The following is a 17,109-nucleotide window of genomic DNA, read 5'->3' on the forward strand; positions in this document are numbered from 1 at the left end:
TGTTCTTTCTGCTGCTCGCCGGATTGATGCTGCTGTGGATCCCGCTGGTCATCGTCGGAATCCTGTTCGCAATCTTTTCCGGTTCGGCGCGCGATCTGTGGTCGCGCGTGCGCGGCATATTCGGCGGCGGGCGCTAGACTAGATCGGTTCAGAGATTGACCCAGGCCAGGCCGCGTCTGCGGTCTGCGCCGACGTTACCTGATTTCGTTGCCATATGGCCCCGCCGGATCGATCAACGATTGCAGCCGCAGCGCCGCGCAATGCGCGATCCGCAGCGTCATCGCCTTGCGCGTCGGCGCCGGCAATTTGTGTTCCGGCGCTTCGCAAACGAATTCAGCGCCGAATCCGTCGGCGACAATCAGCCCGGTATCCTTGGGGAAAATGTCGCATGGTACCTCGACCGTGGTGGCGAAGAACAGCCGGTCGCAATGCAGGCGATAATCCATCCACTTCTGGTCGGTCCGAAAGTCGGCGACCGAGGACTTGATTTCCACGATCCAGATTTCCCCGCCGCGCCCGAGACCGACGAGGTCGGCCCGGCGGCCCGACGGCAGCGGCAATTCGCTGACGCAGGTGAAGCCGTGCGACAGCAACAGCCGCATGGTGCCGCGCGCCACCGTGAGCGCGGTCTGCGATTGCCGGCCGTCCACCGGCATCTGCGCAACGCGGCGGATCAGTTCGCTCATGCCGCCGCCTCCGGCGGACGCCGCCGCGACGGATGATCCGGAAACGCGGCTTCCAGCGCCTCGCGTGAGGAGGCAAGCACGCCGCGCTCGGTAATGAGCCCGGTCACAAGACGCGCCGGCGTCACGTCGAAAGCCGGATTTTCCACCGCCGTGCCATCCGGCACCACCGTGACCGTGCCCACGCCGCCTGTCTCGGTCCGCCCGGTCACGGCCGACACCTCGGCGCCGCTTCGCTCCTCGATCAGAATATCCGCAACGCCGTCGTCCGACAAAAAGTCGATGGTCGGCGATGGCAGGCCGACGTAAAACGGCACGCCGTTGTCGAATGCCGCAAGCGCCTTCAGATAGGTGCCGATCTTGTTGCAGACATCCCCGCGTCCGGTGGTGCGGTCTGAGCCGACGATCACCATGTCGATGCGGCCATGCTGCATGAGATGCCCGCCGGCATTGTCGGCAATGACGGTGTGGGGGACGCCGTGCTGACCGAATTCGAATGCAGTCAGCGACGCGCCCTGATTGCGCGGCCGGGTCTCATCGACAAAGACGTGGACGGCGATGCCGGCATCATGCGCCAGATAGATCGGGGCCGTGGCAGTCCCGAGATCCACGGTCGCCAGCCATCCGGCATTGCAATGGGTGAGAATGTTGACCGGTTCGTCCGCCCGCTTGCGCGCCGCCACGGCCTCAATCAGCCGCTTGCCGTGCTGGCCGATCGCCGTGTTGATCGCGACATCCTCATCGCAGATCGCGTCGGCACGGCGGTACGCGGCTTCGGCGCGCTGCGGCGGCGGCAGATGCCGCACCGCTGCCGAGATTTCGTCGAGCGCCCATTTCAGATTGATCGCGGTCGGCCGCGCCGCCAGCAGCCTTGCATAAGCTCGATGCAGATTGTCGTCGGATGAGTCCGCGCGCAAAGCCAGCGCCAGCCCGTAGGCCGCGACCGCGCCGATCAGCGGTGCGCCACGCGTCTGCATGCTGGCGATCGCGTGCGCCGCATCGGCGTCATTGCGCAAGCGCAGCCGCGCGATGCGCCAGGGCAGGAGGGTCTGGTCCAGAATGCCGACCGACCAGCCGTCCGGCTCGCGCCAGACGCTGCGGGTGGAAATGCCGCCGATTTTCATGGCGCACATTAAACCCGGTCGCGAAGCGTGCGAAAATCGAAAAATCGGGATGCGCGCGATTCGTACCCGCTCGCTTGCGCTCGCCACCCTGCTGACGCAATCTCCCGCCGGATTTCAGGGTGCCGTCCCTCAGGAGTAGCGGAAATGGCGATCGACAACAGCGCAGCCTACAACAACCGCGCCGCGGTAGCCGATTTTCCGACGATTGTTGCGCAATGGCAGCGCGACGCCGCCGCCTATCGCGACATGATGGCCAAGGAGGGCCGCGCCGAATTCGACATCCGGTTCGGCCCGAGCGAGCGGCAATATATCGACCTGTTCAGGGCGAAGGAAGACGACGCCCCGCTCGCTTTGTTCATCCATGGCGGCTATTGGCGCGCGATGAGCCCGAAGGAACACAGCCATCTCGCACGCGGTCTGACGGCAAACGGCGTGACCGTCGCGGTCGCGGGCTACGACCTCACCCCGCAGGTCTCGATCGCGCAGATCATCGAGCAGATGCGCGCGGCTGTGCTGTTGCTGTGGAAGCGCTTCGGCAGGCGGATGATGGTCTATGGTCATTCCGCCGGCGGGCATCTCACCGCCTGCATGATGGCGACCGACTGGACCAGACACGGGGCGCCGGCCGATCTGGTCCCCGCAGGCTATGCGATCTCTGGGGTGTTCGACCTCGCGGGCTTGATCGACACCGACATGAACGTGGATTTCAAGCTCGACGAGGCGTCGGCGCGGGCAAGCTCGCCGCTGTTCTGGCCGGCCCCGGCGGGCCGCACCCTCGACATCGTCGTCGGCGGCGACGAATTGCCTGAATTCATCCGGCTGTCGCATGTCATGGCGGATTCCTGGGGTGCTGCCGGGGTCGAAACCCGCTACGAGGAAGTGCCCGGTGCACATCATTTCAACGTGGTGGCGCCGCTGGCCGATCCGTTCAGCGCGATGACCGGACGGGTGGTCGAGCTTTGCGAGATGACGCGGGCATAATGCTCTCGCTCAAAACCAGTATCGCCACGCATAAACGATCGTCAGGATCACTCCGATCGCGGTAACGACCCAGCGCATGATTTCGCGCGGCGCATGGCGGGCGATGCGGGCGCCGATCAGCGACCCGATCAGCGCGCCCCCCATCATCGTGAGGGTCGCCGGCCAGTCGATGCTGCCCTGGACGGCGAACACCATGGCCGCCACCGCGCCGTTCAAGGCGGCGACGAGATTCTTGGTGGCATTGGCCGGTCGGTATTGGCCGGACGTGGCAAGCTGCAGCACCGCCACCAGCAGGACGCCAAGGCCGGCACCGAAATAGCCGCCATAGACCGACACCGGCAGCAGCATCGGGATCGAGGTGAGCTTGATTTCGGGCTCGCGGCCATGCTTGGCGAGCGAACGCGCGCGCATGGCCCCGCTGATCTGTTCGCCAAAGGCGAACAGCACGGTGGCGAAGCCGATCAGAAGCGGAACCAGAATTTCAAAGATCCGGTTCGACGTCAGCATCAGCAGCATCGCGCCAATGCCGGCACCGATCACCGAGGCCAGAACCAGCCCGACAAAGCCGCGATCCAGCGGCGGCAATTGCGTGCGGTCGGACAAGGCGGCGATCAGGCTGCCGGGCGTCAGCGCCGCGATATTGGAGGCGATGGCGGAGATCGGCGTCAGCCCGACCGCAATCAGGGTCGGAAAGGTGATCAGCGCCGCGCCGCCGGCAAGACTCGCAATCGTGCCGCCGGCAAGGCCGGCCACACCCAGCAATGCGGCAGCCGCAAGTTCCATGGTTGTTGTCTGCCCGCGCTTCCCCGATTGCCGCGTCCATTGCGGAGCGGCCCGGTCTGGCCAGCAAGGCGGCCATCCGGCAAATCCGTGGCGAAGCTGTAAACGCAACGATGCCCGGCACAAAGGCCGGGCATCACAGGTGAGCTATGCGTCCGGTGACAGCCGTTGGGCGATCAGAAGAACGCCTGAATGCCGGTCTGCGCCCGGCCGAGGATCAGCGCATGGATGTCATGCGTGCCCTCGTAGGTATTCACGGTTTCCAGATTGGCAACGTGGCGCATGACGTGGAATTCGTCGGCGATGCCATTGCCGCCATGCATGTCGCGGGCGACACGGGCGATATCCAGCGCCTTGCCGCAATTGTTGCGCTTCATCAGCGAGATCGCAGGCGGGGCGGCGCGCCCTGCCTCGATCAGGCGGCCGAGGCGCAGCGCGCCATGCAGGCCGAGCGTGATCTCGGTCTGCATGTCGGCGAGCTTCTTCTGGATCAGCTGATTGGCGGCGAGCGGGCGGCCGAACTGCTTGCGATCCAGCGTGTATTGCCGCGCCGCGTGCCAGCAGAATTCGGCGGCGCCCATGGCGCCCCAGGCAATGCCATAGCGGGCGTTGTTGAGGCAGCCGAACGGACCGGCAAGACCCGACACATTCGGAAGGAGCGCATCCTCCGGCACGAACGCGTTATCGAGCACGATCTCGCCAGTGACCGAAGCGCGCAACGACAGCTTGCCTTCGATCTTTGGCGTCGTGAATCCTTGCGTGCCGCGCTCGACGACGAAGCCGCGGATCTTGCCGTCGAGTTTCGCCCAGACGATGGCGATATCGGCGATCGGAGAATTTGAAATCCACATCTTGGCGCCGGTCAGCCGGTAGCCGTTCGGCACCTTCTCGGCGCGCGTGACCATCGAGCCGGGATCGGAGCCGTGGTCCGGCTCGGTCAGGCCGAAACATCCGACCATCTCGCCGGAGGCGAGCTTGGGCAGGTATTTCTTCTTCTGCGCCTCGGTGCCGTAGGCATAGATCGGATACATCACCAGCGACGACTGCACCGACAGCGTTGAGCGGTAACCGGAGTCGACCCGCTCGATCTCGCGGGTGATCAAACCATAGGCAACGTAGCCGAGGCCCGCACCGCCATATTCCTCCGGGATGGTCGGGCCGAGGAGACCCAGCGCGCCCATCTCGGGCAGCAGCTCGCGGTCGACCTTTTCGTCGCGATAGGCCTCGATCACCCGGGGCATCAGCCTGTCCTGCGAATAGCCGCGCGCGGTATCGCGGACCATGCGCTCTTCTTCCGTCAGTTCGCCTTCCAGATCGAGCGGATCCTCCCAGTCGAAATGGACGTCCTTGATGGAACCGGGGCGGGGGGTGCTCAGTTTCTCTGCGGCCTGACTCATGTCGATCTCCTGCGGGATCCTGTCTGACCGCTATCGGTCAGATATTTACCGTAAATGCAACACTCAGCTGGAATCGCCTGAAGCCGCCCGGAATACCGCGGAAGTTGCATTAGCTAACTTTCTATTCGGATTCGGCGCCTAGGATGCGGTTTTTCGGCGGCGAGGTTCAGTGGTGCGTAACCAGAGTAACATTTTTGCCGGCCCGTCGGCGGTGCGGCTGCCCGGAATCGGCCTGTTGGCGCTGACCTGCGTTTCCTGGCCGATCTCGGACGCAGCCGCGCAGGACCGCTTCTTTTATCGGGATCCATATTACCGGGATCCCTATTTTTATGCGCCGCCGCCCCCGCCGAGGCTCGAGAGCCGCCGGCCGGACCCGCGCCGCCTGCCGCCCCGCTCCGAAGCCCCACGCAGGCCGACCGGCAAGCCGCGCGAGGCGGTCAAACTCGCACCGCCGCCGCCGGGGCCACACATGCTCATCGTGTCGGTCCGGTCGCAAAACGTATCGTTTTACGTGGGCGGCAAGCTGGTGTCGCAATCGCCGGTCTCGACCGGCAAGGCCACGCACCCGACACCCTTTGGCGTCTTCAGCATCATCCAACGCAGCCGGCATCACCGCTCGAACATCTATAGCGGCGCGCCGATGCCCTATATGCAGCGGCTGACTTGGTCGGGGATCGCCCTGCATGAGGGTGCCCTGCCCGGCTATCCCGCCTCGCATGGCTGCATCCGCCTGCCGGAAAGCTATGCAAGCTATCTCTGGCAACACGTCAGGATGAATACCCGTGTGATCGTCTCGCGCGAGGATGTAACGCCGTTCGAGATTGCGCATCCCCTGCTGTTCCAGCCGAGGCCCGCCCCCGCAACGGCCGAAGCGCCGCCCGACCTGCGCAAGACCCTGGACACGACGTCGGCGCGCCTGCGCACCGCAAACGCAGGCACCATTGCAACCGACGGCGCCGGCGAGCCGGCCGGAGAGGGCTCCAATAACGCTCCACAGAGCGTCGAGGTAAGCGCCGCAGCGGATCTGTCCGTCCCGGCAACCGAAGCAGCGTCCGAAGCCACCGCATCGATCTATCCGCGGCCTGCGGATATTCCGGCCCCCATTTTTGCGAGCTTTGTCCAGTCCCTCGACGCAAAGCAGAAGAAGGCGCCGCCGAAAGGCCCGATCTCGGTCTTCATCAGCAAGAAGGAGAAGCGGCTTTACGTGCGCCAGCACTTCGTGCCGCTGTTCAGCGCGGAGGTGTCGTTCAAGGACGCGAGCGAGAATTTCGGCACGCATGTCTTCAGCGCGATCGCCCAGGACGGCAACGACAAGGAATTGCGCTGGACCGCGGTGACCATGCCGCAGGAATTGCCGCAGACGGAAAGGATCAAGACCCGCAAAATCCTGGACCGGTACGGGCGGCAGATCGAGGTGCCGGTCAAGCCGGCCGCGGTGGCCCCGGAGCCGACGCCGATCCCGAGCCTGAGCGCCGCCGCTGCGCTCGACCGCATCGAGATTGCGCCCGAGGTGGTGGAACGCATTTCCGAATACGTCACCGCAGGAGCCTCGCTGATCGTATCCGATCACGGTCTCGGAACGGAGACCGCAAACTTCACCGATTTCATTGTCGTGACGCGTTAGCACGACCCGGACGCCGAGACCGCAACGCCCGGCTATTGCTTCGCTCAACCCTGGCTACAGATCAACACCCAAATCGGCAGCAATCAGTCCGCGGTCCTTCGCGAGCTTGGTCACGATTGCGGCGATGGTATCGAGCGTCGGCGTTGCGATCTTTGCCGCGCGTGCAAAGGCGACCGGCGCAAGGACGATCTCGGCAACCTCCATCGGACGATGCTGCTCATAGTCCTGCAAGAGGGACGCTTTATGATTTAATAGTCGCGCCAGCATGCGGTCGGGGTCGAGATCGAGAGGATAGCCGTGCGCGGCGGCAATGCTCAGGCCTTCGCGCATGACCCGGCGGTAGATTTCGGACAATGCGGCATCCTTGCGCGCGCCGTCAGAGGGACTTGCGGTGGCAAGACCGATGGTCGAGCCGCTCATGTTGTTGACGAGCTTGGTCCAGACCGCGGCGCGGATGTCGCCCGGATCGGGCGACAGAATGCCGGCGCTTTCGAATTCAGCGCGCAGCGCACTAAGCGTGTCGCGCATCGCGCTTGCCTGATCGATGGGCGCAATCTCCATCCGGTTATGCGCCGGCGAATTGTTCTTGATGACACCCGGCGCCTCCACCTCGTTCGCCGAATAGATGATGCCGCCGAGCACCTGATCGGGCCGCATCGCCGCGAGGAACGGTTTGGCAAGTTCGAAGATCGGAATAGCCGGCGGCTTGGGATGCGATGCCGGCAGGCCGACCGGATACCACCAGGTCATGCCGTTCTGCGGGAAAATGACGAGCGTATCCTTGCCGACCAGCGGCCCGATCTGTGCGGCAATCACCGGCAAAGCTGTCGCCTTGGTGGCAACGATCACCACGTCCTGCGGACCGAATGGCGCCGGGCTGTCGCCTGCCGCAACTTGGGCCGAGAGCGCGTCCTTTCCGGTCCGCAAGAGCAGTCCGTGCTGCTTGATTGCCGCAAGATGCGGACCGCGCGCAATTACCGAGACATCGTGCCCCGCAAGCGCCAGACGCACCGCGAAGTGGCCGCCGCTCGCACCGGCACCGTAAATGCAGATACGCACGGCTACGGCTCCAGTTCTTTGGCCAGCGCGCGCGGCACTCTGATTTTCATTTCGAGCGCCATCTGGCCGAAGGCCTTCCCTTGCGGATCGATGCGCCGCGATGCCATGCCGCCGCCGCCAAGCGCATCTTCGAGCAGGAAGTTGAAGGCGTGCAAGCCCGGCGCCTCGTAGCGCGTGACCTTGCCATGCACGAGGCCCTCGAAATGCGCCGCCATCTTCTCCGGCGTCACCTCGCGGCGGAGGAGCGGCACGTATTTCGGATCGCGCGCGATGATCGCAATGTTGGATGAATTGCCCTTGTCACCAGAGCGCGCAACCGCAAGCGCGCGCAGCGTGATTTCGGATTCCGTTCCGTCCGGCCCGGCGGCGTCCGAAGACCGGTGCATTGCCGTAGCAGCCGCATAGCCGCCTTGCGCGGGAACCTCGACATCAAACGGCTCGTCGTCTCCGATCTGCACCGTCGGTGCGCCCAGCGCGGCCTTATCGACAAAGAAGGTGAACAGCCGCACCACAGGCGTGGGCTTCGGCCGGCCCGACAGAATTCCCGTGGTCCCCTGGGCGAAGCTGATGCCGACGGAGCCGAGTTCGCGCGCAAAGATATCGATGGCTTCGCGCTCGGCATGATCGACCACGAGCCGCAGCAGAACTTCGCGCACGCCGCGCGCATTCGCCTTCGGGCCGTAGGCCGACTCCGAGCCCAGCACCTCGGTGTGCGTTGCGGTGAAATCGGGAAGCTGGCGCTGACGGAACAGCATGCGCGCGCGGGCGAGCAGCGCTTCGGCGGTCCGCTCTGCTTTCGCGACCGCATCGGGGCCGACGATGGACACCGTGGCGACGCCGCGCCAGCCGTCCTGATACGTGGCGGAGACCTTGTATTGCGATGTCGGCGGGTAGCCCTTCGCGCCGGAGATGCGCACGCGGTTCTCGCCGACCTGTTCGAGTTGCACCTGCGTGAAATCCGCGACCACATCGGGAAGCATGTAGGCGGCCGGATCGCCGACCTCGTAGAGGACCTGCTCGGCAACTGAGGCCGGCACGATCAATCCGCCGGTATTGTCGGGTTTCCAGAGCACGAAGCTGCCGTCGATTTTGCAGGAGGCGATGGGGTATCCGATATTCTCCCAGCCCGGCACCTTGTCCCAGTCGGTATGCACGCCGCCGGTCGATTGCGGACCGCATTCGAGGATATGACCGACCAGACTGCCCGCTGCGAGTTTGTCGTAGTCGTCGGCCTTCCAGCCGAATTCGTGCATCAGGATGCCGAGCGCAAGCGCCGAATCGGCGCAGCGCCCGGTGATGACGATATCGGCGCCGCGATCGAGCGCGGCGGCAATCGGCAGCGCACCGAGATAGGCGTTGGCGGTGAGAAGCTTCGGCGGCAAGGCTTCTCCGGTCGAGGCTTCTCGCACGGTCGCGCGCAACGCATCGAGATGCGGCAGCACATCGTCGCCTTCGACCACGGCAATGTTGAGCGACAGTCCGAGTTCGGCGCAGACGGCTTCCAGCGCCCGTTTGGCGCCCTGCGGATTGACCGCACCGCCATTGCTGACGACCTTGATCCCGCGCTTCGCGATCTCGGGCAGTGAGCGCTTCAGATAGGCGACGAAGTCAGGCGGGAAGCCCGCATTCGGATCCTTCATGCGTGCGCGCGCGAGAAGCGACATCGTGACTTCGGCGAGATAGTCCATCATCAGGTAATGGACGTCGGCCGTCAGCAATTGCGGGATCGCCATCGGACTGTCGCCCCAGGCGCCCGAGGCGCCGCCGATGTTGATGACCTTTTCCGCCACGCGCGGCTCCCGTCAGTACGACTTCGGCAGGCCGAGTTCGCGCTCGGCCAGGAAGTTCAGCACCATCTCGCGCGACACCGGCGCGAGCCGCATCACCACGGCCTCGCGGAAATAGCGCTCGACGTGGAATTCCGCCGCATAGCCCATGCCGCCATGGGTGCGCACCGCCTGGTCCGCAGCCTTGAAGGCAGCATCGCCGGCGAAATATTTCGCCGCGTTCGCTTCCGCACCGCATGGCTGTCCGCTGTCATACAGTTCCGCTGCGCGCAGCGTGAGCAACTCGGCAGCCAGCAATTCCGTCCAGTTCTCAGCCAGCGGATGCTGGATCGACTGGTTCTGACCGATCGGACGGCCGAACACGACGCGCTCGCCGGCATATTTCACCGCCTTTTCGAGGCAGCGCCGTCCGATGCCGACACACTCGGCGGCATTCAGGATGCGCTCGGGATTGAGGCTGTCGAGGATATAGCGGAAGCCCTTGCCGTCCTCACCGATGCGGTGCTCCACCGGCACTTCGTAATTGTCGTAGAAGGTCTGGTTCGAATTGACCGCGTGCCGTCCCATTTTCAGGATTTCGCGCACCTCGATCTTGGAGCGGTCGAAGTCGGTATAGAACAGCGTCAACCCGTCAGTCGGCTTTTTGCATTCCTCGATCGGCACAGTCCGTGCGAGCAGCACGATCTTGTCGGCCTGCTGGGCGGTCGACGTCCAGATTTTCTGACCGTTGACAATGTAGCGGTCGCCCTTCAGCACCGCGCGGGTCTTGATCTTGGACGTATCGAGACCGGCATCGGGCTCGGTGACGCCGAAACAGGTGCGCGACGAACCGTCGATGATCGAGGGCAGCCATGCCTTCTTCTGCGCGTCAGTGCCGTGCTTGACGATGGAATGCAGACCGAAAATGTTGATGTGGATGGTCGAACAGGCCGCGAACGCGCCGGCCGAATGCGCCACCTCCTGCATCATGATCGCAGCTTCGGTCACGCCAAGTCCCGCGCCGCCATATTCTTCGGGCATCGCGATGCCGAGCCAGCCGCCATCGGCCATCGCCTTGGCGAATTCGAACGGGAAGGCGTGCGCCTTGTCCTTTTCCAGCCAGTAATCGTCATCGAACTGGTCGCAGATCGCCCGCACGGCGTCGCGGATCTCGCGCCGTTCCGGCGTGTTGCAGAGGGCGTCGAAGGTTTTCACAGCGTCAGCTCCCGGTGCCGGCTTTTGCTTTGCGTAGTGCGGCACGCCTCTTGGCGCGCGCGGGAAGGATTTCGTCGGTGTGCTCGCCGAGATTGGGAGCAAGGCAACGGATCTGAGCCGGCGTCTTTGAAAACTTCACAGGGAAACGCGCGACCTTCACCCTGCCTTCGGTCGGATGCTCCATCTCGGTGAACATCTCCACCGCCTTCAGATGCGGATCGTCGAACAAATCCTCGATCCGGTTCACCGCATGGGCCGGAATGTCGGCTTCGCGCAAAGCGGCGATCCATTCCGCAGTCGTTTTCCGCGGCAGGTGCGCCTTGAGGTAATGCCCCATGTCTTCTGCGTGCTGCGTGCGCGTTTCCTGCGTCCGGAACCGCGGATCGGTGTCGAGCAGATCGGGCTGCCCGGCCATCGCCGAAAATGCGCGCCAATGCTTGTCGGTGTAGACGACCAGCGCAAGATAGCCATCCTTGGTCGGATAAGGCCCACGCACCCGGGACAGCAATCGCTTGTAGCCCATTGGTCCGAGCGGCGGCACGAACGCCCCGCCGCCCATATGATCGGCGAGCACGAATTGCGCCATGGTCTCCAGCATCGGCACTTCGATCTGCTGGCCCTCGCCGGTCCGCGCCCTGTGATGCAGCGCGCTGATGATGGCAATGGCGAGATAGAGCCCGACGACACGGTCGCAGATATTCACCGGTGCATAGCGCGGCGCGCCGTCGATCGCCTGGAACAATCCGGCGATGCCGCTTCCGGCCTGGGTGAGATCGTCATAGACCGCCTGCCCGGCATTCGGACCGTCCGACCCGTATCCGACCGCGAGGCAATACACGATGTCGGGCTTGACGGCGGCGATCGCGTCGTAGCCGAGACCAAGCCGCGCCATCGCCTGCGGCCGCATGTTCGAGACGAACACATCGGCGGACGGCAGGAGCGACAGCAGCGCCTCACGGTCGTCTGCGTCTTTCAGATCGAGCACGATACTGCGCTTGTTGCGATTGGCGTTGAGATAGAGCGGGCCCATGCCCTCGGTGCGATTGGGACCGATCCAGCGCATGGAATCGCCGCCCGCGGACTCGACCTTGATGACGTCGGCGCCGAGATCGCCGAGAATTTGGGTCGCCGACGGCCCCATCACCACCGTCGTCAGGTCGATGACGCGAATGCCCGATAGCGGGCCGCTCGCTTTCGCAGGGGGTTTTGCCCTGGGTGTTCCGGACGTCTTCACCCGTCCTCCAAATTCGCTATTGCGAACATTATGACGCTATTTCGAATTAGTTGTAGGTTCGCGGGAAACCCGAGTCAAATGCTGGAGGCGGATACGCGCGCAGGCGGCGACCCGCGTCGCGTAGCAAAGTCTATCGGCCATCGCCCAGGGTCTTGCACGCGTCCATGGCGAGCTTGGCAGCCCGGTCGAGCTTGCCGGCCATGCGCGACGTTGGGCCCGCGATCGTCACGATGTAATGCGCGCCGTTCCAGCCGAATAAGGAGGACACCGTGGTCGCATCCTCGACGCTTTCCTCGCGATTGAGGAAATAGCCTCGCCGCTTCGACGCCTCGATATCCTCGCGCAAGGCCGATTTGGACCGGATGGTGTTTCGCGTCATCGGTTCGAGTTTGGCGGTCTTCAGATAGGCCTCGAATTTTTCCGGACTCAGGCTCCCAAGAAACGCCTTTCCCGCAGAAGTCGCGTGCAGACTGCGCACCTCGGAACCGACCGCGACCATGAAGCGCAAGGCATGGCTCGGCTCCAGCACCAGCAGATAAGTGGCATTGGTCTTGCCGGCCTTGGCGAGCGATACCGACTCGTCGATGGTGTCGCGCGTCTTGCGCAGCAGCAATTCGGCCCGAAGCAGAATCGGATCGTGGTCGGAAATCGTTCTGGCCAGATTGAAGAGGCGCACCGTCGGATAAAATCCTGCGCGCGGCCCGATTTCATAAACATAGCCGCGCGCCAGCAACGCCCGTAATACGTCATGGCAGCTCGAGGCCGGAATGCCGAGCATCCGCGAAATATCCGAAAGCGACAGCGGCCGGCGTTCGTTCGCAAACAGTTCGATGAAATCGAGCGTGCGCTCGACGATCTTGGACATGCGCCGGAGCTCCGACAATTGGCCGATACATACAACGGTTCCCGCACTGTACAAAACAGACGGCAGCTTGTGCGATATTGTGTTCTGTCACTGTCGCGCGGATAATGCGACATGACCTCCTCCACGGCAAAATCGGCCGAGCGGGCCTTCGAAATTCTCGAGCTTTTCGGCGAGCGACGCACACCGCTCTCGGTGATGGATATCGTGCGCAACCTCGGCTATCCGCAATCCAGCACTTCAGTTTTGCTCAAGGGCCTGCATGCCCTCGGCTACCTGAATTACGACACTGGACAACGGCGCTACTCGCCGACCGCGCGGGTTGCGCTTCTCGGCGCCCAAATCACCCGCGGTTTTTTCTTTTCGGGCGATCTCGCCAAGCTGGCTTTCGAATTGCAGGCACGCACGGGAGAGGAGGTGGTTTTCGGCATGCAGAACGGCGTGCACGTCCAGTATATTCATACGCTGGAATCGCCCGCGCATGCAATGCCGCTGCATCATCGATCCGGCACGCTGCGTCCGATCGGACATACGGCGACCGGAAAGCTGCTGCTCAGCTTGAAATCGAATGCGGAAATCGGCGCGCTCGTACGCCGAATCAATGCCGGCGAAAGTCGTCCGTCGGTGAATCTGACCACGCTGCTGAAGGAAATCCAAACGATCCGTGGCTGCGGTTACGCGGTCTGCCACGAGGAGGCGACGCCCGGGGCCAGCGGTATCGCAATGTTGATGCCGCGGATTCCGGACCATCCGCCGGTCGCGATCGGGGTCGCCGGGCGCACCGAGCGTATCCGAGCGCGTCAGGCCGCGCTGATCGACATTTTGTACGGGGCGGTACAAGCTTTCGCCGAACAATCGAGACGAACCACCGGCACGATCGACCAGCAGACCGACCTTCACCGCAATCTTTAGCGGCGCCTGCAATTTTATTGCCCGGGCCGGCACTGCGGTTGGCCGGCCGACGACCCTTCTTGCCGGATGTCCCAATTCACACGAAAGACCGCCATCACCCCGCTGATATTCGCCCGGCAGCGCTCGCACCGCGCAGCACAATTGCTAGTTTGCGTGCGTTACAGAGCTAACGAAGGTGACGGGATGCTGGTTTACGATGCTATCGCCAAAGCGTTTGTCGAAGAGGGCTGCGAAGCCATTTTCGGCCTGATGGGAGACGGCAACATGCCGTTCTGGGGTGCACTGGCGCGTTACCCCGGCATACGTATTTATTCGGCTCGACATGAAGCCGCGGCGGTCGGAATGGCGGATGGTTATTTCCGTGCCAACGGCAAACTCCCTATCGCCACCGTGACATGGGGACCAGGCCTGACCCAGACCGCGACGCCGCTCACGGTCGCCTGCCGCAACCGGACCCCGATGGTCCTGGCGCTCGGCGCGCAGGGCAAGAATGCCAAGGACCGCACCCAGTTCATCGACCATCGCAAGTTTGGCGAAATCTGTGGTGCGCGCTATCAAGAGGTGACAAGCGCCGACACTGCCGAAGCCCAGATCGCGGAAGCTTTTTATGCAGCGCGCGTGCATCGCATCCCGGTGTTGCTGGACCTCCCGATCGACGTCCAGTTCCAGACACTGGATTTCGGTTTCGACTACAATCCCTCCCGCAACTTCATCACCCCGACCGAACCGGTAATCGCAAGCGAGACATCGCTCGCACCGGTCATGGAAGCTCTGATCTCCGCCAAGCGTCCGATCATTATCGCAGGGCGCGGAGCACGCTTGTCGCAAGCGCATGACGAGATCGTCGCGCTCGCCGGAGCATGTGGCGCACTGCTTGCGACGACGCTTCCGAACAAGGGTTTCTTTTCCGGCCATGCATACGACATCGGCGTTGCCGGTGCGTTCGCCAGCGCCCCGACCGAGAAATTGTTTGCCGATTGCGACTTCGTACTCGGAATCGGGGCGGAACTTGGATATTTCACCACCGAAGGGGGCCTCCTCTTTCCGGACGCCAAGGTCGCGCGTATCGATATTAAGCCGGCTCCCGAGGAGATCGGCGCACTGCCCGGCCTGTTTGTACGCGGCGATGCAAAAAACGCAGCCGCCATGCTGACCAGCATGCTGGAGGCGCGGCAGGTTCGCAAGTCCGGCTATCGCACGGCCGAAACCGAAATGACCCTAAAGGCTACTCCGGCCCCGCTCGAAAAGCCGAAAGACGGCCTCGATCCGCGGGAACTTATGCAAAAGCTCGGCGCCGGGCTCCCCGAGGACGTTCGGGTCGTCACCGGTGTTGGCCACTATCTCGGATTCGTCGTGATGTATCTGCAACTGCCGCGGCGGGCCGAACAGATCATTACTTACCAGTTCGGGTCTATCGGACAGGCATTGATCCAGGCCGTCGGCGTGGCAGCCACCAGGGACGGCCGGCCAACCGTCCTAATTGAAGGCGACGGCAGCCTCATGGTTCATATCCAGGAACTGGAGACCGCCCAGCGTGAGGGTCTGTCGCTTGCGGTGGTGATCATGAACGATAACGCGTTCGGCGCCGAGGTGCATAAGCTTCGGGCCAAGGGGTTCGAACCTTCTCTGGCAAAATGGTCGAACCCGGATTTCGTTGCGCTCGTTCGCAGCTTCGGGGGTGACGGCGTCGTGTTGCAGAATGAGAATAGCATCGGCGCGGCGCTAAAAGCGGGGATCGCCAAGGGCGGCGTGTTTGTCATTGATGCGCGGCTTTCGCCGACCACGGTCAGCGACACTTATCGCAAGCTGCACTTCGGCTTGGATAACCGCGCTCCGCTATTGCGTCCACAATGAGGTGGGAAGGCGACATCCTTGTCCCCGGCCGCATCGAGACGGTCATTGCCGCCTTCTCCGACATTGAACGCATGGCGCGGTATCTTCCCGGGGCGGCAATCGAGGGGCGCGGCGAAGACGGCAGCTATCACGGGTCCATCACCGTATCCTTCGGGCCGAAGCGGCTGGTGTTCCGCGGCAAGATGATCGCGCAGATCGACGAGGCGGCGAAGTCCGGCGTGCTGCAGGGCCAAGGATCGTCGGATCAGCGCGCTGCGCGCTTCAAGGTGCGCGTCACATACATACTGCATGACGCGAAGCCCGCCGATACGCAAAACCCGATGACACGGGTCAACATCGTTTCGGCCGCAGAGCTGCAGGGCGTGCTGGAAGACTTCGCCCGCACCGGAGGACCGGCCGTTGCGAAAGTCATCCTCGATGAATTCGCCGCCCGCTTTGCCGCAGGCTTAGCTGCTCCATCAGACCACCCCGCCGCATCGACGCCGGCGTCTGCTCGAGCGAATGCGCTGTCGGCGCCGGCGCTGGCGGTTCGGGTGTTGAAGGAAATGGCCCGTCGAGCATGGGCCCGAATGCGCGCGCTATTGGTTCGGAGCTGAGTTACTGCTCCATCTTGATCTTGACCTGCTTTAGGTAATTGGCCCAGCGATCGGTATCCTCCTTCAGGCGGGCGCGCGCCGCCTCCGAAGAAGTGGCCGCCACGGTCTCGGCGGTCTTCGCCAGCCTTGCGACGATCTCCGGATCTTTCAGCGCCTTGACCAGCTCGGCGTTCAGCCGGTCGGAAATCGGTTTTGGCGTTCCGGGAGGGGCAAAAAAACCGGACCAGGTCGCGACCACGATTTCCGGATAGGTTTCCGCAATCGCCTGCACATCGGGCAACTGCTGGAAGCGCTGCTTCCCGGAAACTGCGATCACCCGGATCGCGCCGGAGCCGACATGCGGCAGGATTGACGTTATGGTCGCGATCACAACATTGATATGGCCACCGACCAAATCGGTGAGCGCCGGCGCCACGCCCTTATAGGGTACGTGCTGCATCTGCACCCCGCCGAGCCGATTCAACATCTCGCCAATAATCTGCTGCGGTGCTCCCGAGGTCCCGAACGTCACCTTGCCGGGATTGGCTTTGGCGTACGCAATAAGCTCCGGGATGTTTTTGGCGGGTACCGAATTGTGAACGGCGATGCCCACCACTGTCTCGGTGGAGAGGGTGAGTGGCGTCGCTGCTGCGGGATCGAAGCCGACATTGGAGTAGAGTAAGGGATTGAGAGTCATTACCCCGTCGGTGGTGAGGACGAGAGTGTGGCCGTCGGGCGCCGCTCGCAGCGCTTGGGAGGTGCCGAGGTTGCCGCCGGCGCCGGGCTTGTTCTCCACCACCACCGGCTGTCCGAACACCGGCTGCAGCTTCTGCTGTATCATGCGCGCCAGCGTATCGATCTGACCGCCCGGCGGATAGGGTACTATCAGAGTCACCGGCCCGCTCGGAAAGGGTTGCGCTTGTGCAGTCGGAACGACAAGGCTTGTTCCAAGTGCAATGGCGATCACTGACAACATGGTTCTCACGTTGATCCTCCCGAAAGGTTTTGACGCTTGCCGACGGTTGACGTCACCATCTGTCTCT

Annotated in this window: 15 protein-coding genes; 5 read left to right on the plus strand and 10 right to left on the minus strand. The window is 63.4% G+C overall.

All coding sequences use genetic code 11. The annotated features are described in order from the left end of the window. Positions 1-194: 194 nt before the first annotated feature. Both ACK41X_RS04810 and mtnA read right to left on the minus strand, forming a co-directional pair. On the minus strand, positions 195-686 hold the full coding sequence (locus ACK41X_RS04810) for an MmcB family DNA repair protein (RefSeq protein ID WP_409719820.1): 492 nt from the start codon (positions 684-686) through the stop codon (positions 195-197). Then, positions 683-1,807 carry an S-methyl-5-thioribose-1-phosphate isomerase gene (gene mtnA, locus ACK41X_RS04815; protein ID WP_409719906.1) on the minus strand — a complete coding sequence of 375 codons (1,125 nt, stop codon included), beginning with the start codon at positions 1,805-1,807 and terminating at the stop codon, positions 683-685. Before mtnA ends, ACK41X_RS04810 begins: the two co-directional genes overlap by 4 nt. Positions 1,808-1,951: 144 nt before the next feature. On the opposite strand from mtnA, the gene ACK41X_RS04820 reads away from it, so the two are divergent. Then, the gene (locus ACK41X_RS04820) at positions 1,952-2,788 is read left to right on the plus strand and encodes an alpha/beta hydrolase (RefSeq protein WP_409719822.1); all 837 of its coding nucleotides are present in this window, start codon (positions 1,952-1,954) and stop codon (positions 2,786-2,788) included. 9 nt (positions 2,789-2,797) lie between these two features. Here the strand turns inward: ACK41X_RS04820 and ACK41X_RS04825 are convergent, their stop codons facing one another. Together ACK41X_RS04825 and ACK41X_RS04830 are read right to left on the minus strand one after the other, a co-directional pair. Further along, entirely contained in the window at positions 2,798-3,571 is a 774-nt protein-coding gene (locus ACK41X_RS04825; RefSeq protein ID WP_409719824.1) for a sulfite exporter TauE/SafE family protein, read from the minus strand. Between the two features lie 173 nt (positions 3,572-3,744). Next, on the minus strand, positions 3,745-4,965 hold the full coding sequence (locus ACK41X_RS04830) for an acyl-CoA dehydrogenase (protein ID WP_409719826.1): 1,221 nt from the start codon (positions 4,963-4,965) through the stop codon (positions 3,745-3,747). Positions 4,966-5,137: 172 nt separating this feature from the next. Between ACK41X_RS04830 and ACK41X_RS04835 the strand changes: the two genes are divergently transcribed. After that, on the plus strand, positions 5,138-6,589 hold the full coding sequence (locus ACK41X_RS04835) for a L,D-transpeptidase (protein WP_409719828.1): 1,452 nt from the start codon (positions 5,138-5,140) through the stop codon (positions 6,587-6,589). A 54-nt stretch (positions 6,590-6,643) separates the two neighbouring features. On the opposite strand, the gene ACK41X_RS04840 is transcribed toward ACK41X_RS04835, so the two are convergent. The 5 genes from ACK41X_RS04840 to ACK41X_RS04860 form a co-directional block, all read right to left on the minus strand. Next, on the minus strand, positions 6,644-7,648 hold the full coding sequence (locus tag ACK41X_RS04840) for a ketopantoate reductase family protein (RefSeq protein ID WP_409719830.1): 1,005 nt from the start codon (positions 7,646-7,648) through the stop codon (positions 6,644-6,646). 2 nt (positions 7,649-7,650) lie between these two features. Next, on the minus strand, positions 7,651-9,438 hold the full coding sequence (locus tag ACK41X_RS04845) for an acyclic terpene utilization AtuA family protein (RefSeq protein ID WP_409719832.1): 1,788 nt from the start codon (positions 9,436-9,438) through the stop codon (positions 7,651-7,653). A 12-nt stretch (positions 9,439-9,450) separates the two neighbouring features. Then, on the minus strand, positions 9,451-10,629 hold the full coding sequence (locus ACK41X_RS04850; protein WP_409719833.1) for an acyl-CoA dehydrogenase family protein: 1,179 nt from the start codon (positions 10,627-10,629) through the stop codon (positions 9,451-9,453). Positions 10,630-10,633: 4 nt separating this feature from the next. Further along, on the minus strand, positions 10,634-11,863 hold the full coding sequence (locus tag ACK41X_RS04855) for a CaiB/BaiF CoA transferase family protein (protein WP_409719835.1): 1,230 nt from the start codon (positions 11,861-11,863) through the stop codon (positions 10,634-10,636). A gap of 130 nt (positions 11,864-11,993) precedes the next feature. Further along, the gene (locus ACK41X_RS04860) at positions 11,994-12,728 is read right to left on the minus strand and encodes an IclR family transcriptional regulator (RefSeq protein WP_409719837.1); all 735 of its coding nucleotides are present in this window, start codon (positions 12,726-12,728) and stop codon (positions 11,994-11,996) included. 111 nt (positions 12,729-12,839) lie between these two features. Here ACK41X_RS04860 and ACK41X_RS04865 point away from each other — a divergent pair, with 111 nt between their 5' ends. From ACK41X_RS04865 to ACK41X_RS04875, 3 genes are all read left to right on the plus strand, one after another. Further along, positions 12,840-13,637 carry an IclR family transcriptional regulator gene (locus ACK41X_RS04865; protein ID WP_409719839.1) on the plus strand — a complete coding sequence of 266 codons (798 nt, stop codon included), beginning with the start codon at positions 12,840-12,842 and terminating at the stop codon, positions 13,635-13,637. Between the two features lie 183 nt (positions 13,638-13,820). After that, positions 13,821-15,491 (plus strand): thiamine pyrophosphate-binding protein, encoded by a 1,671-nt coding sequence (locus ACK41X_RS04870; RefSeq protein ID WP_409719841.1) that lies wholly within the window; start codon positions 13,821-13,823, stop codon positions 15,489-15,491. Further along, the gene (locus ACK41X_RS04875) at positions 15,488-16,087 is read left to right on the plus strand and encodes an SRPBCC domain-containing protein (RefSeq protein WP_409719843.1); all 600 of its coding nucleotides are present in this window, start codon (positions 15,488-15,490) and stop codon (positions 16,085-16,087) included. Before ACK41X_RS04870 ends, ACK41X_RS04875 begins: the two co-directional genes overlap by 4 nt. A 1-nt stretch (position 16,088) precedes the next feature. Here the strand turns inward: ACK41X_RS04875 and ACK41X_RS04880 are convergent, their stop codons facing one another. Continuing rightward, complete coding sequence (locus tag ACK41X_RS04880; RefSeq protein WP_409719845.1) at positions 16,089-16,961, minus strand: Bug family tripartite tricarboxylate transporter substrate binding protein; 873 nt, start codon at positions 16,959-16,961, stop codon at positions 16,089-16,091. Positions 16,962-17,109: the final 148 nt, after the last annotated feature.

It is taken from the genome of Pseudorhodoplanes sp. (assembly GCF_046289595.1).
GTDB lineage: Bacteria > Pseudomonadota > Alphaproteobacteria > Rhizobiales > Xanthobacteraceae > Pseudorhodoplanes.